This is a genomic window from Curtobacterium sp. MCBD17_003, from assembly GCF_003234885.2.
GTDB lineage: Bacteria > Actinomycetota > Actinomycetes > Actinomycetales > Microbacteriaceae > Curtobacterium.
In genome coordinates this window covers 2774097-2788919 of the sequence record NZ_CP126275.1, presented here as the reverse complement: position 1 = coordinate 2788919, position 14823 = coordinate 2774097, and the positions used below count along the sequence as shown (strand labels likewise).

At 72.4% G+C, this 14823-nt stretch carries 14 protein-coding genes; 9 read left to right on the top strand and 5 right to left on the bottom strand.

Annotation, left to right across the window (positions count from 1 at the left end):
• Nucleotides 1-106 precede the first annotated feature (106 nt).
• From rsmI to DEI88_RS13110, 5 genes are all read left to right on the top strand, one after another.
• On the top strand, nt 107-928 hold the full coding sequence (rsmI, locus tag DEI88_RS13130; RefSeq protein ID WP_111013991.1) for a 16S rRNA (cytidine(1402)-2'-O)-methyltransferase: 822 nt from the start codon (nt 107-109) through the stop codon (nt 926-928).
• 99 nt (nt 929-1027) lie between these two features.
• Nucleotides 1028-2605 (top strand): methionine--tRNA ligase, encoded by a 1578-nt coding sequence (metG, locus tag DEI88_RS13125; protein WP_111011175.1) that lies wholly within the window; start codon nt 1028-1030, stop codon nt 2603-2605.
• Complete coding sequence (locus tag DEI88_RS13120) at nt 2602-3531, top strand: TatD family hydrolase (protein WP_111072461.1); 930 nt, start codon at nt 2602-2604, stop codon at nt 3529-3531. The genes metG and DEI88_RS13120 overlap by 4 nt, the downstream gene beginning before the upstream one ends.
• Nucleotides 3528-4409 (top strand): 16S rRNA (adenine(1518)-N(6)/adenine(1519)-N(6))-dimethyltransferase RsmA, encoded by an 882-nt coding sequence (gene rsmA, locus DEI88_RS13115; protein ID WP_181434940.1) that lies wholly within the window; start codon nt 3528-3530, stop codon nt 4407-4409. Before DEI88_RS13120 ends, rsmA begins: the two co-directional genes overlap by 4 nt.
• Nucleotides 4410-4505: 96 nt before the next feature.
• On the top strand, nt 4506-4952 hold the full coding sequence (locus tag DEI88_RS13110; protein ID WP_111072460.1) for a hypothetical protein: 447 nt from the start codon (nt 4506-4508) through the stop codon (nt 4950-4952).
• 172 nt (nt 4953-5124) lie between these two features.
• Here the strand turns inward: DEI88_RS13110 and DEI88_RS13105 are convergent, their stop codons facing one another.
• Nucleotides 5125-5865 (bottom strand): SDR family oxidoreductase, encoded by a 741-nt coding sequence (locus DEI88_RS13105; protein WP_111072459.1) that lies wholly within the window; start codon nt 5863-5865, stop codon nt 5125-5127.
• Between the two features lie 115 nt (nt 5866-5980).
• Here DEI88_RS13105 and DEI88_RS13100 point away from each other — a divergent pair, with 115 nt between their 5' ends.
• The 4 genes from DEI88_RS13100 (at nt 5981) to DEI88_RS13085 (ending at nt 10254) form a co-directional block, all read left to right on the top strand.
• The gene (locus tag DEI88_RS13100; RefSeq protein WP_111072487.1) at nt 5981-6928 is read left to right on the top strand and encodes a helix-turn-helix transcriptional regulator; all 948 of its coding nucleotides are present in this window, start codon (nt 5981-5983) and stop codon (nt 6926-6928) included.
• A gap of 9 nt (nt 6929-6937) precedes the next feature.
• The gene (locus DEI88_RS13095; RefSeq protein ID WP_111072458.1) at nt 6938-8002 is read left to right on the top strand and encodes an ATP-grasp domain-containing protein; all 1065 of its coding nucleotides are present in this window, start codon (nt 6938-6940) and stop codon (nt 8000-8002) included.
• A gap of 203 nt (nt 8003-8205) precedes the next feature.
• Nucleotides 8206-9240: an LLM class flavin-dependent oxidoreductase gene (locus DEI88_RS13090; RefSeq protein WP_111011180.1), complete on the top strand. Its 1035-nt coding sequence runs from the start codon at nt 8206-8208 to the stop codon at nt 9238-9240.
• Nucleotides 9241-9318: 78 nt separating this feature from the next.
• Complete coding sequence (locus tag DEI88_RS13085; protein ID WP_111011181.1) at nt 9319-10254, top strand: 4-(cytidine 5'-diphospho)-2-C-methyl-D-erythritol kinase; 936 nt, start codon at nt 9319-9321, stop codon at nt 10252-10254.
• Nucleotides 10255-10319: 65 nt separating this feature from the next.
• Here the strand turns inward: DEI88_RS13085 and DEI88_RS13080 are convergent, their stop codons facing one another.
• The 4 genes from DEI88_RS13080 to DEI88_RS13065 all read right to left on the bottom strand — a co-directional run bounded on the left by DEI88_RS13080 (nt 10320) and on the right by DEI88_RS13065 (nt 14748).
• Nucleotides 10320-11204, bottom strand: coding sequence for a LamG domain-containing protein (locus DEI88_RS13080; RefSeq protein ID WP_111072457.1), 885 nt, complete (start codon nt 11202-11204; stop codon nt 10320-10322).
• Nucleotides 11201-12160 (bottom strand): S26 family signal peptidase, encoded by a 960-nt coding sequence (locus tag DEI88_RS13075; protein ID WP_146246093.1) that lies wholly within the window; start codon nt 12158-12160, stop codon nt 11201-11203. The genes DEI88_RS13080 and DEI88_RS13075 overlap by 4 nt, the downstream gene beginning before the upstream one ends.
• Nucleotides 12161-12230: 70 nt before the next feature.
• The gene (locus DEI88_RS13070; protein WP_111072455.1) at nt 12231-12878 is read right to left on the bottom strand and encodes a hypothetical protein; all 648 of its coding nucleotides are present in this window, start codon (nt 12876-12878) and stop codon (nt 12231-12233) included.
• Nucleotides 12879-13086: 208 nt separating this feature from the next.
• Nucleotides 13087-14748, bottom strand: a complete 1662-nt coding sequence (locus tag DEI88_RS13065) for a glycosyltransferase family 39 protein (RefSeq protein ID WP_181441264.1) — start codon at nt 14746-14748, stop codon at nt 13087-13089.
• Between the last annotated feature and the right edge of the window lie 75 nt (nt 14749-14823).

Below are 14823 nucleotides of genomic sequence, written 5' to 3'. Positions count from 1 at the left end.
GGCATCGGGCCTCCCGGGTCCGGATCCTGTGACGGTGGACAGGAGCGGCCTGTGGAGGACGAGGCGGATGGTGAGCGGTCGGTCGCCCGCGCGGGATGATGGACCGGTGATCGTGCTCGCGGCGACTCCCATCGGCAACCTCGGCGACGCCTCCCGGCGCTTGGTCGAGGCCCTCGCCAACGCCTCGGTCGTAGCAGCCGAGGACACGAGGACCGCCGTCCACCTGATGCGCGCCCTCGGTGTCGAGAACCGGCCGCGCCTCATCGCCCTGCACGAGCACAACGAGCGGGACCGTGCCGCGGAGGTCGTGGACCTCGCCCGCGACGACGACGTGGTCGTCCTGACCGACGCCGGCATGCCGGCGATCAGCGATCCCGGGTTCCCCCTCGTCGCCGCGGCGGCGGCCGCCGGCGTGACCGTCACCGCGATCCCCGGGCCGAGCGCCGTGCTCACCGCGCTCGCCGTGTCCGGGCTGCCCACCGACCGGTTCGCCTTCGAGGGCTTCCCGACCCGCAAGCAGGGTGAACGGCGTCGCGTGTTCGCCGCGCTCGCCGGGGAACCGCGCACGCTCGTCTTCTTCGAGTCACCCCACCGCGTCGCGGACACCCTCGCCGACATGGCCGACGCGTTCGGTGCCGACCGCCCCGCTGCCGTCTGCCGCGAACTCACCAAGCTGCACGAGGAGGTCCGGCGCGGGCCGCTCGGCGAGCTCGCCGCCTGGGCGGCGGACGGTGTCCGTGGCGAGATCTGCGTCGTCGTGGCCGGCGCTCCGTCCGCGGAGGGTCCGGTCGACCTGGAGGCGGGGGTGCGGTTGGTCCTCGAGCGCGTCGCCGCCGGCGTCCGCATGAAAGAGGCATCGGTGGCGGTCGCGCAGGCCACCGGACTGTCGCGCCGCGACCTCTACGAGGGCGCGCTCGCGGCCCGCTGACGGGAGGCCCGTCCTCCACGTCCGCGCCCGGTCACGCCGGTCTCCACAGGGGTCCCGGGCCACCGTCACCTGATGGGACGCGCCCGTAGGATGGTCCGCATGTCCGACGGCACCGCGTTCTCCATCACGACGCCCATCTTCTACGTCAACGACGTGCCGCACATCGGGCACGCGTACACCGAGGTCGCGGCGGACGTGCTGGCGCGGTGGCACCGGCAGCGTGGCGACGACACCTGGCTGCTGACCGGCACGGACGAGCACGGACAGAAGATCCTGCGGACGGCGTCCTCGCACGACGTCACCCCGCAGGCGTGGGCGGACCGTCTCGTGGCCGAGGCCTGGAAGCCCCTGCTCGACACCGTCGACATCCGGAACGACGACTTCATCCGCACCACGGACGACCGGCACGTGCGCGGGGTCACCACGTTCCTGCAGAAGTTGTACGACGACGGCTACATCTACGCCGGCGAGTTCGAGGGCTTCTACTGCGTGGGGTGCGAGGAGTACAAGCAGCCGAGCGACCTCGTCCCCGGCACCGGAGCCTACGAGGGCCAGCAGGTCTGCGCGATCCACTCGATCCCGGTCGAGGTGCTCGCTGAGCGGAACTACTTCTTCCGCATGTCGGACTTCGAGCAGCCGCTGCTCGACCTCTACGCGTCGAACCCCGAGTTCATCCAGCCCGAGAGCGTCCGCAACGAGATCGTGCAGTTCGTCAAGCAGGGCCTTCGTGACCTCTCGATCTCGCGGTCGAGCTTCGACTGGGGCATCACGATCCCATGGGATTCGGACCACGTGCTCTACGTCTGGTTCGACGCCCTGCTCAACTACATCACCGCGCTCGGCTACGGCAGCGACGACGACGAGGCCTTCCGTCGCCTGTGGCCGAGCGTGCACCTGGTGGGCAAGGACATCGCCCGGTTCCACGCCGTGATCTGGCCCGCGATGCTCATGGCCGCCGGGCTCGAGGTCCCGAAGCGCGTGTTCGGCCACGGGTGGCTGCTCGTCGGCGGCGAGAAGATGTCGAAGAGCAAGTTGACCGGCATCGCCCCGTCCGAGATCACCGACACGTTCGGGTCGGACGCCTTCCGGTACTACTTCCTGCGCGCGATCACCTTCGGGCAGGACGGCAACTTCAGCTGGGAGGACATCGCGGCGCGCTACCAGGCCGAGCTCGCGAACGGCTTCGGGAACCTGGCGTCGCGCATCGTCGCGATGCTGGGCCGGTACCACGACGGCGTCGTGCCCGAGCGGGCAGCGCTCACCGACGCCGACCGTGCGATCGACGAGCTCGCGGTCTCGGTGACCGAGCGAGCCGACGCCGCGATCGCCGGGTTCGCCCCGCACGAGGCGATCGCCACCGTCTGGGAGCTCGTCGACGCGCTGAACGGCTACATCACCGAGCAGGAGCCCTGGGCGTTGGCGAAGCAGCCCGACCAGCGTGAGCGTCTGGGCACGGTCCTCACGACGGCACTGCGCGGCCTCGGGACGGTCGGAGTCCTCCTCGCGCCCGTGGTTCCGAAGGCGGCCGATCGACTCTGGGCTGCGATCGGAGCGGGCGGTTCGATCAGCGATCAGCGCATCGACCGCGCGTGGGAGTGGGCGGGCGCCGAGCGCGTCGTCCCGCTCGAGGCCGGGCTGTTCCCGCGCATCGAGACCTCGGAGCAGGGCGCAGCGTGAGCTCGTCCGACGCCCACGTCCGCGCGCGGGGGAGCGACGGTGCCGGGCAGAAGCGTGACCTCAGTTATCCGCCGCTGCCCCCGGCGCTCGTCGTGCCCGTGTACGACAACCACACGCACATGGAGATCGCGGACGGGGTCGGTGACGGCGGGGACGGGCCGATCGAGTACCGCGAGCACCTCGACCGCGCCTCGAGCGTCGGGATCCGGGGGGTCGTGCAGGTCGGCACGGACCTCGAGACCTCCCGCTGGTCCGCCGAGATCGCCGCCCGAGAACCGCGCGTCCTCGCGGCGGTGGCGCTCCACCCGAACGAAGCGCCCGAACTCGAGCAGCGGGGCCTCCTCGACGAACACCTCGCGGGCATCGACGCGCTCGCTGCCCTGCCCCGCGTCCGTGCCGTCGGCGAGACCGGGCTCGACTTCTTCCGCACGGGTCCCGAGGGGCGCGACGCCCAGGTGCGCTCGTTCGAGGAACACATCGCGATCGCCAAGCGGCACGGGCTGGCCCTCCAGATCCACGACCGTGACGCTCACGACGTGGTCGTCGCGACGCTCGACCGCGTCGGTGCGCCCGAACGCACCGTCTTCCACTGCTTCTCCGGTGGCCCGGACCTCGCGCGGCTCTGTGCCGAGCGGGGTTGGTACATGTCCTTCGCGGGCACCGTGACGTTCAAGAACGCCGAGGCCCTGCGCGAGGCGCTCCGCGTCGCCCCGCGCGACCGGATCCTGATCGAGACCGACGCGCCGTTCCTGACCCCGGTGCCCTACCGCGGTCGCCCGAACGCGCCGTACCTCGTGCCGCTGACGCTCCGCTCGATGGCCGAGACCATCGGGACCGACCCCTCGATGCTCGCGGCGCAGATCTCGTCCAACACCGAGATCGTGTACGGGCGGTGGGACCACGAGCCCGTCACGGTGAACGAGTGAGCGAGGCTCCCGGCCCGTCCCGTCCCGGTGCGTTGCTCGGCCCCGCCGAGATCCGCGACCTCGCGGGCCGCCTCGACGTCACACCGACCAAGAAGCTGGGCCAGAACTTCGTCCACGACGCCAACACCGTCCGCCGGATCGTGGCCGCCGGTGGTGTGCACGCCGACGCGATCGTCCTCGAGGTCGGTCCCGGGCTCGGGTCGCTGACGCTCGGCCTCACCGAGACCGGAGCCGACGTCCTCGCGGTCGAGATCGATCGGCGCCTGGCGACGCAGCTGCCCGACACGGTCCGGATGCTCCAACCCGAGGCCCGGCTCCGCGTGGTGCACCAGGACGCCCTGACGCTCCGGGCCGGGGACCTGCCGGACGGCGCGCGGCCCACGCACCTCGTGGCGAACCTCCCGTACAACGTCTCCGTTCCCGTGCTCCTGCACCTGCTGCCGACGTTCCCGACCATCGGTCGGGCGCTCGTCATGGTGCAGGCCGAGGTCGGGTACCGGCTCGCCGCGGACCCGGGATCGAAGGTCTACGGATCGCCGAGCGTCAAGGCGGCCTGGTACGGCTCGTGGCGCATTGCCGGGCAGGTCAGTCGGCAGGTGTTCTGGCCGGTACCGAACGTCGACAGTGTGCTCGTCGGCTTCGAGCGCCATGAGGAACCGGGCGACGAGACGCTCCGGGCCCAGGTCTTCGCCCTCGTCGACGCAGCGTTCCAGCAGCGGCGGAAGATGCTCCGACAGAGCTTGTCCGCACTCCTCGGTGGGAGTGCCGGAGCATCCGACGCCCTCACCGCTGCGGACATCGAGCCGACGCTGCGCGGCGAGCAGCTCACGGTCGACGACTTCACGCGCCTCGGTCGCACGGTGCTCGCCGCCGCGTAGGGCTCAGCCGATCCCTCCGTGGCACCACCCACGAACCGGGTCCGATCTCGACGGCGATGTGGTGCACCACCAGCCGCCGAGGAGTTCTCTGGAACCATGCCGAAGACGAAGCAGCAGGTGTCCGCCAAGCCCATCAGCCCTGAACTCCACGGCCGCATCGACTACGGGTTCACGGCCGCGAACCTGTTCCTGCCGGGCGCGCTGGGCCTCCGTCCGGGCGCTCGTCGCCTGTTCCGGTTGTTCGGGCTGGTGCAGGGCGGCCTCAACGCGGTGACCGATCAGCCGTCCGCCGCGGTCCCCGCCGTCCCGTTCGCGGTGCACGGTGCGATCGAGAAGAACAGCGGGCTGCTCTACGTCCTGCTGCCGCTGATCACCGGCGTGCTCAAGGACCGTCGCGCCCGCCGCTTCTGGTTCCTCAGCGGCATCGCGCTGGTGGTCGTCTACAACCTCACCGACTGGAGCTCGTCGAGCGGTGCGGTGTACCCGCCGAACACCAAGGTCACGCCGGCCAAGAAGGCGAAGGCGGCGAAGAAGCGCCGCTGACCCGAGCGCTGTCGATGCGCGCATGTGACGACGGAGCGCGTGTCGAACGACAGCGGGATCGTCGCCGCATGCACCCGCATCCGATGTGCGTGCATGTGGCGACGAACCCGTCGGGGAACGACAGCGGGATCGTCGAAACGAGGCGGTTCCGCTGGGCAGACGCCGGTAGGGGTCAGTGGCCCGCGACCAGGGCCCGGATGAGGTCCGCCTGGTTCCCGTTCCGCTCCGCCCAGCGCAAGGGCAGGACGTTCTCGACCAGGACCTCCGCCCCGGCCCCGGCCGCGAGGAGGGCGACGACCTCGTCGAGGAACGCGTCGAGGGGCATGCCGCCGAAGTCGGCGCCGCCGAGCAGGTCCGTGGCGACGGCCGGCGGCACGAGCTCGAGCACCTCGACGCCGGAGTTGGCGAGCTGTGCCCGGAGCGACAGCGTGTACGAGTGCACGGCCGCCTTGGTCGCGCTGTAGGTCGGTGTCGCGGCGAGCGGGGTGAACGCGAGCCCGGACGACACGGTCATGAGCGTCGCGGCCGGCCGCGTGAGCAGGTGCGGCAGGACGGCGTCGACCAGGCGGATCGTGCCGAGCAGGTTGGTGGTGATCGTCGCCTCGGCAGCGGCGATGTGCGCAGGATCACGGAGGTCCTCGGGGCGCATGATCCCCGACATCGTGACGACGGCGTCGAGCGAGGGGTGCCGCTCGACGACGGTCCGCACGGCCGCGATGATGGAGGCGGGGTCGTCGACGTCGAGCACGACGGTGTCCAGGCGCGGATCGTCCGCCGCAATCTCCTCGAGGAGGGCCCGGCGACGACCGCCGACGACCACGGTGCTGCCCGCGTCGGCGAGGCGTCGTGCGAGCCCGAGGCCGATGCCCGAGGTCGCGCCGGGGATGAAGACGGTGCTGGTGGTGATGTCCATGCCCTGAGGATCGCGGAGTCCGGGCTGGCGGGGCAGAGCGCTTCGATCGGGGGATCGGCGATCCCTGGTCGCGGACGCGTGTGGGTGCGAGGATCACGGGGTGGAACGGGACGGCGTGGACAGGGACGGGCTCGCGGACTTCCTTCGGCGCCGGCGGGAGCGCATCCAGCCCGAGGACGTCGGCCTCGGTGCCGGTCCGCGCCGCCGGACGCCGGGCCTCCGGCGTGACGACGTTGCCGCGCTCGCCGGGATGTCGACGGACTACTACACCCGGCTCGAGCAGCAACGCGGTCCGCAGCCGTCCGAGCAGATGCTCCAGGCGCTCGCCCGGGCCTTGCGGCTGACCGTGGCGGAGCGGGACCACCTGTTCCACCTCGCCGGGCACAACGCCCCGGTGCGCGTGCGGCGTGCCGATCACGTGGCGCCGCCGTTGCTCCGGGTGCTCGACCGCCTCGACGCGGATCCGGCGATCGTCGTGAGCGACCTCGGGGAGACACTCGCCGAGAACCGCCGGGCCGTCGCGCTGCTCGGGGCGACGGTGGGGCTGCCGGGGCCCGAGCGGTACCAGGTGTGGCGGTGGTTCCTCGGTCGGGAGCGCGAGCGCTACGCCCCGGAGGAGCACGAGCGGCAGGCGCGCATCCAGGTCGCCTCGCTCCGGGCCGCGGTGGGGGCGGCCGGCCCGGGTGACCGCCGTGCGCGGGAACTCGTCGCGGGGCTGACCGCCCGGAGTCCGGAGTTCGTGGCGGTGTGGGAGCGACACGAGGTCGCCGAGCGGTTCACGGACCACAAGACCTTCCTGCACCCGGAACTCGGGCGACTCGAGGTCGACTGTCAGGTGCTGCTCACCGAGAACCGGGCGCAGGCGCTCCTGGTGTTCACCGCGGAGCCCGGTACCGAGGCGGCAGACCGGCTGGCGCTGCTCGGCGTGCTCGGCGAGCAGCGGTTCGGCCCGACCCCGTCCGAGGGAACCGAGACCCCTGCCCGGACGGCAACGGGGCAGTCAGCCCCTCCGCGGTTGCCTACTGTGACGACCGGCGTGGCGCGCGCAGGGGACCGTGCCTAGGCTGTTGCGGTGAGCACTCCCCGTGTGTACGTCATCCACGAGAACCCCGAGTGGTTCCCACCGCTCGCCGCTGCGTTCGAGGCCGAGGGTGTCCCGGTCGAGGAGCTCCTGCTGACGGACGGCTCCATCGACCTCGCCGCCGATCCTGCGCCGGGCGTCTACTGGTCGCGCATGTCCGCGTCGAGCCACACCCGCGGGCACGAGCACAGCAAGGAGTACACGCGCGCCGTCCTCGGCTGGCTCGAGCGTGCTGGCCGCTCGGTCGTCAACGGCAGCCACGTGCTCGAGCTCGAGGTCAGCAAGGTCGCGCAGCACGGCCTGCTCCGGAACGCCGGGTTCGACGTGCCGCGCACGACGGCGGTGTTCGGTCACCGCGACCTCGTCGCCGCCGCCGAGCGCTTCGTCGCCGAGGCGTCGACTCCCGGTGCGCCGTTCATCACGAAGCACAACCAGGGCGGCAAGGGCCTGGGCGTCCGGCGGTTCGACACGGTGGCGGAGTTCGCGTCGTACGTCGAGAGTCCGGAGTTCGAGGAGCCGGTCGACGGCATCACCCTCATCCAGGAGTACCTGGTCGCGCGTGCGCCGTTCATCACCCGCGTCGAGTTCGTCGGCGGTCGGTTCGTCTACGCCGTCCGCGTCGACACGAGCGCCGGGTCGTTCGAGCTCTGCCCGGCCGATGCGTGCGAGGTCCCGCTGCCCGGCCAGGCGGCGCAGCCGCAGAGCGGCCCCGCCCAGACGGGCACGGCGCAGACCGGCACCGAGCAGACGTTCGCGGGAGCGGCGTGCGACGTGCCGACGGCCGGCCAGCCGAGCGCGTTCTCGATCCGCTCCGAGATCACGGCCGGGTCCGAGATCGTCCAGCGGCTCGAGGCGTTCCTGGCCGACCAGCGCATCGGCGTCGCCGGCATCGAGTTCATGGAGACCGTCGACGGTCGGACCGTCGTCTACGACATCAACACGAACACGAACTACAACCCCGCGGTCGAGGAGACGAGCCCCGTGTCGGGGCCCCGCAGCATCGCGCGCTACCTCGGCGCGCTCCTCGCGAGCGAGCAGGCCCTGCTCGCCGTCTGAGCATCGCACCGGCTCCTTCCGTTCGCACCGCCGCATCGCGGTGTTCGAACGGAAGGCACCGGTTCGGCCGCTCCGACCCGCGACCACCGCGACCCGCGACCACCGCGACCCGCGACCACCGCGACCACCCCGGGAGGCACGGCGCCGGCCCGACCGGCACCGCGCCTCCCGACCGTCCCACCCCAACGAACCGGAAGAACCACGTGCGATTCGGATACTGGACCCCGCTGTTCGGCGGCTGGCTCCGCAACGTCGAGGACGAGCAGATGCCCGTCACGTTCGACTACGTCAAGCGCCTCGCCCAGCGGGCTGAGCAGATCGGCTTCGACCTGACGCTCGTCCCCGAGCTCAACCTCAACGACATCAAGGGCACGGCCGCGCCGAGCCTCGAGGCGTGGGCGCTCGCGGCGGCGATCGCGGCGACGACCGACCGCCTCGAGATCATGGCGGCCATGCGCCCCGGCTACCACCTGCCCGCCGTCACGGCGAAGCAGGCCGCGACGATCGACGACATCTCGAACGGTCGGTTCACGTTCAACGTCGTGAGTGCCTGGTGGGCCGAGGAGGCCAAGCAGTACGGCGGGATCTTCTCGGAGCACGACGACCGGTACCGCCGCACCGCCGAGTTCGTCGAGATCATGAAGGGCATGTGGACGGAGACGCCGTACTCGTTCCACGGGGAGTACTACGACATCGAGAACGCGCACCTCGAGCCGAAGCCCCGCGTGCAGCCGCGCATCTACGCCGGCGGTGAGTCCGAGGCCGGCAAGGCGAGCATCACACGCTATGCCGACGCGTACGTCACGCACGGCGGCACGGTGGATGAGCTGCGCACGAAGATCGACGAGATGAAGCAGCGTCGCGTCGACGCCGGACTGCCGCCGTTCGAGGCGTTCGGCATGGCCGCCTACGCGATCGTCCGTGACACCGAGGCGGAGGCGCAGGCCGAGCTCGCCCGCATCACCGACGTGCAGCACGGGGCCGCGTACGAGTCGTACCAGGACTTCATCTCGAAGTCGCAGCTCGAGCGCGTCCCGAGCCTGGAGGACTACTCCGTGTCGAACCGTGGCCTGCGGCCGGGGTTCGTCGGGACGCCCGAGCAGGTCGCCGAGCGGATCCGGGCGTTCCAGGACGCCGGCGTCGACACGCTCCTGCTGCAGTTCTCGCCACAGCTCGAGGAGATGGAGCGGTTCGGCGAGCAGGTCATCCCGCTCGTGGCCGGCACCACCGCGGGCTGACGGGCACGGCCGCGCCGTGCCACCGCGGTGCCCCTCGGGGTCGCGCGGTGGCCATCGCGACCGATATAGGTTGGGTCCATGACGTCGCTCGCCGCACCGACCCGGGTGCGGACGCGCGCGCCGGGCAAGATCAACGTCTACCTGGCTGTCGGCACGCTGCTGCCGGACGGGTACCACGACGTCGCGACGGCGTACCAGGCCGTGTCGTTGTACGAGGACGTCGTCGCCGAGGCGGCCGACGACTTCACCGTGCGGTTCACCGGCCCCATCGACACGTCGGCGGTCCCGGTGGACGAGACGAACCTGGCACTGCGGGCCGCCCGGCTCGTGGCGGAGCGCGCGGGCTACCGCGGCGGGGTGCACCTGACGATCGAGAAGCAGGTGCCCGTCGCCGGGGGCATGGGCGGCGGTTCCGCGGACGCGGCGGCGACGCTCCTGGCGGTCGACACCCTGTGGGGCACGTCGCTCGGTCGCGACGAACTCCTGCGGCTCGCGGCCGGGCTCGGCGCGGACGTGCCGTTCGCGTTCTCCGGCGGCACCGCGATCGGCACCGGGCGGGGCGACGAGCTCAGCCCGGCCCTGGCCTCGGGGCAGTTCCACTGGGTGCTCGTGCTCTCGGACGAGGGACTCTCGACGCCCGCGGTGTACACCGCCCTCGACGAGCATCGCGACCGCTACCGCGCCGACATCACGCCCGTCCGGGACGCCCCCGTCGTCGAGGCGAACGTGCTGCAGGCGCTCCGGGCGGGCGACGCCGAGCTGCTGGCCGACTGCCTCCACAACGACCTGCAGGCTCCGGCGATGCGGCTGCAACCCACGCTCGCGCGCACGCTCGAACTCGGTGAGCGCGCCGGCGCTCTCGCGGGCATCGTGTCCGGGAGCGGCCCGACCGTCGCGTTCCTGGCCGCGGACTCCGACGCCGCGCTCGACCTGCAGGTCGAGTTGAGTGCCGCCGGGCTGACCGTGGTGCGGGCCACGGGTCCGGTGCACGGCGCGCGCGTCGTACCGCGGTAGCCCGAGCCCGAGCCCGAGCCCGAGCCCGAGCCCGAGCCCGAGCGCGAGCGCGAGCCCGTTGCGCCTCAGTTCCCGGTCACCAACTTGCCCGCGGCGTAGTGGGTCGCGACCTGTTGCGCGGTGAGCACCGTGGTGTACACCGCCGCGTACCGCATGGCACCGTTCACGTACCAGGCGGAGCCGGAACCCACCCAGCTCCCGGACAGGCTGTCGTACCCGATCCGCCAGTACCCGCCTCCGTCGTCCTCGGCTCCGGTGTACGCACTGTTGCTGGCGACGAGCGTCCCGTCGAGGTAGAGCGCCATGCCGGTGCTCGGACTCTGCGTCGCGACCACCTGGTGCCAGGCCCCGTCCGCGTAGTCGACCCCCGCTGCACTGGTCACGATCTGGTTCCTGCTGCTGTAGGTGGCGAAGGTGACCCCGCCGTCGGTGTTCACGTAGACGGCCCGGTCCTCCAGTCCGGACGTGCCGGTCCGGGCGGTGCCGAACCCGATCAACCGGCCGGCTGCCGTGGCCGTGCGGAACCAGACCTCCTCGCTGTAGGTGGCCGGTGGCGCCGTCTTCGTCGGCATCGACACGTAGCTCGTGGACCCGTCGAGGACGTACGCGCTGCCACCGTCCCTCGGGCAGGCGATGGGCGTCTCGGTGCTCGTGGTCATGCTGCCCTGGTACGTGCCGTCGTTCCCGTGGCCGGACACGTCCCGGGCGGTGGTCGAGCCGGCGCCCTCGGTCAGCGGGTACTGGAACAGCGCCGAGCCGGCGTCGACGGTGAGCGCGTCCGGACAGTGGAAGTACGGCGCCGTCCTCGCGGTGTCCGCGGGGTCCGTGATCGCCGCGGTCCACCCCGAGGTCGTCCCGGGCGCCGCGACACCGACGGCGGCCGCGGCGGCGAGCGCCGCGGCGACGAGGGGCCACCGCCGTCGGGGTCGCTCGCGGTGCCGGGGGGTCATGTGTGGAGTCCTCGGGTCCGGCGGTGGCGGCGCGGGCCCGCTTCGTCGCCCGGGAGGCCCACCACGAGTGTCCAGAGCAGCGGCACCGCACACAGGGCCACCGCGAGCACCCATCCCCAGGGCGGCAGGTGCAGCGCGGTCGTCAGGTGGTAGGCCGCGTGCTGAGTGGCGAGGACGTGCGTCGGCAGGGTGAGGTGCCCGACCTGCCCGGCGACGAGGTCGACGTGCGCACCGGTCGGGGCGGCGACCCGGACGGGCAGCATCCCGGTGGACACGACGGTCGCCTCCGTGCCGCCCGACACGGTCGCGGTCTGGAGCACCGTGGTCCCGACGAAGGGGCGGAGGACGAACGCGACGCCGGAGAGCAGGACGGACACCCCGAGGACGCGGGCAGCCGATCGGTACGTCGGCCGACGGACGCGGCTCGTCACGAGCCAGAGCGCCACGAGACCGACGATCAGCAGGGGCAGTGCACGGACGAGCCATCCGACCCCGGGCAGGATCGTCCGGACCACCCCGACCACGTCGGTGGCGCGGAGACGCCAGGGGTCGACGGCGCCGTTCGCGTCACCACGCGTCGTGATGCGTCCGTGGTGGATCGCGACGATGCGGTGCGTGTACGTCTCGGCGGCGGCGGTCGGCGGGTGGAACGTGACGACGTCGCCGACGCGCAGGTCGGTCGCGGCGGCGGGGACGGTGAGGACGAGCGTGCCGACGGGCGCGGCCGTGCCCATGGACGGCGTCTCGACGACGAACCACCGACCGCCGGTGGCGTGGAACGCCGTCGCTGCGACGACCACGACAGCGATGATCGCGAGCAGGACGCCGGTGAGCGCTCGCCGTCCGGTCCGACGACGACGGCGAGTGATGGCCCGGAGGCCGTGGACGGCCCTGCTGCCGCGCACCGCCCGGACGCCGTCGACCGCCCGGACGGCGCGGACGTGCGTCGCGGTCATGGCGGTCGCCTCCACGGCTCGGGAGGGGCGGGTCCGGCAGCGGGACCCGCCGCGTCGGACGGGGTGGGGGCTAACTGGCGTACGACCAGGTCAGCGGGACCGTGGCCTGGAGGCCCTGGTAGCTGTTCCCGAGGGTGCTCGGCAGCGAGACGGCGAAGCTGAAGGCCGTGGACGAACCGCCCGGGACGGCGGGGAGCGAGAACGGCGTGGTCGTGGTGCCGAGGGCGGCGAGGGTGCCCGAGAACACCGTGGTGTTCGCGGTCGTGTTCTTGACGACCACCGTCATCTGCGAGCACAGGTCGTTCGCCGTGCCGTTGACGGAGCCGTTCGCGAGCTGCCCGCAGGAGCCTGGGGTGAGGGTGAACGTCCGGGCGGCGGCCGATCCGGTGTTCTTGATCGTCATCGCCGTGGTGACGGTGTCGCCGGGCACCATGGCGGCCCCGCCGAACTGGTCGATCGACGTGCAGGTCGCGGTGTTCGTCGAGACGGAGCCGCCGTCGGTCGAGGTGCACGTCGCCGCGTTCGCGCCGGTCGTGGACTCCTGCATCACGAGGGTGCCGGTGACGGCCGTGTCACCGCTGTTCGTGATCGACGCGACGAACCCCGACAGGGTCCCGGACATCGAGAACGCGAGCAGCACGGCGGCGAGCACCCCGGTGCCGATCGCGAACCACGTGAACCGGATGCGTTTCGGGCTGGTGGGCAGGACGTGGGACAACAGCGGGCTCCTCGGGTCGGATCGGGTCGCGCGCGGTGTACCCCGTCAGGATGGATCGTCGGACGCAGGATCGGGCTGCGGAACGACGCCCCGACGACGACACCGTGCGGCCCCATCAGTCTGAGCGGTTCTCGAGAACTCTGAGGCCCCCAATGCGGGGGACGCGGTTGTACCCCGAACGATACCGACCAGGCGGTTTGCCGCCGGATCAGTGCCCGGTGCGCTTGTACTCGGACACGATGACGGTGCCGGTGCGCCACGTGCCGGCGACGTGGAACCCACGACCTTCGAGTGTCGCGGTGAGCGCCGGGCGGACGTCGCGGGACGGCGCCCCGAGGAACCACACCGTGTCGATGTCGCCGAGACGGCGGGGCACCGTCGTGGCGACGTCCCCGTTCGTGTCCCAGAGCCGACCGGTGGCGGGGCCGCTCGTGACCGCGGCCAGGTCGGTCATCCCGGCGAAGGCCCGCGGGTAGGCGTCGCGGATGATCTGCGTCGTCGTCGTCGGGTGGTGCCACACGCTGCCGTAGACGACACCCTCGTCCGCATCGGGAGCGAACGAGCGCTGCCGGCTCACGATCGCGGCGGCCTGCGCCCAGTGCGAGTCCTGCTTGGCGTACGGGGTCTTCACGGCCACCGCGGCGGGCACGGCCAGCGCGACGAGCAGACCGACCGCGACGAGGGCGGGGACTCGCGGGCGGATCGACGTCAGGCCGAGGGCGATGAGCACCGCGACGAACGGCAGGCTCAGCGTGGCGTACTTCGGCGAGTACAGGTGCTCCCCGAGGGCCGTCGCGCCGACGAGGAGTGCCGTCGGGACGACGACGACGGGCAGGGTGACCCGCACCGCCTGGGCACGCAGGGCCTCCCGGGCGGTCCGGGCGGTGGCGCGACGTCGCGCGCCACGCAGGCCGAGGACGACGCCGGCCGCCATCGCGACCCAGGCGGCGGTCGCGAACGGGACCGACCCGGGGAACCACGCCGTCGTCGACACCTGGCGCACGGTGCCCGGCCCGATCCCGGCGATCCAGCTGACCTGCTCCGACTGGCCCGTGGCGACGGCCACGAACGGCACGACGGTGACGGCTGCGCAACCCGCGGCGATCGCCCACGCGCCGAGGACGTGCCGCGGCACGATCGGCACGGGGGCGGAACCGCGATGCGTCATGGGTGCGGCGCGGGCGGCTCGGAGGTCGGCGAGGCGCGTCCACGCGAGCGCCACGGCGTGGGCGACGACGACGAGCGACAGGTAGACGTTGAACACCACCGCGACCGCGGCGAGGACCCCGTACGCGACCCACCACCGCCGCCCGGTGCCGTGCCGCGTGCGTCGCACCGCGGTGAGGCCGACCAGTGTCAGGCCCACCGACAGCGCGGTGATGGTCGCGTAGGGGCGGCCCTCGACGCCCGCCCAGGCGACGCGGGGGAGGAGCAGGAACACGACGCCCGCGACGACGCCGACCCGGCGACCGGCGATCCGACGGCCGAGCGCGACGACGAGCCCGGCGGCGAGCCCGACGGCGAGCGCGCTCGGGAACCGCAGCGTGAACGGGGTGGAGCCGACGAGGCGGAACCAGACGTGCATGCAGGCGTAGTAGAGCCCGTGCACGGCGTCGACGTGGTGCAGTTCGCTCCAGAGCTGCCCCCAGGTCCGGGTCGCGCTCGTGACGGTGGCGCCCTCGTCGTACCAGAGGGACGGCACCCAGGCGAAGGCCGCGGCGAGCAGCACGCCGAGCGCCGCGATCGTGAGCTCCGGCGAGCGGGCCGAGGCGATCGACAGCGTGCCGGACAGCCCCCGGACGGACCGCCGGAGGGACGGGACCCCGGTCGGCCGCTGGATGCTGATGGCACCGGTCTGCGGAGCACTCACGGCCCGGACGATACGCAGCCGCACTGGCAGCGCGCCGGGGTGTTCGCGCCTTCGCCGCTGAGAGTTCACACTCGT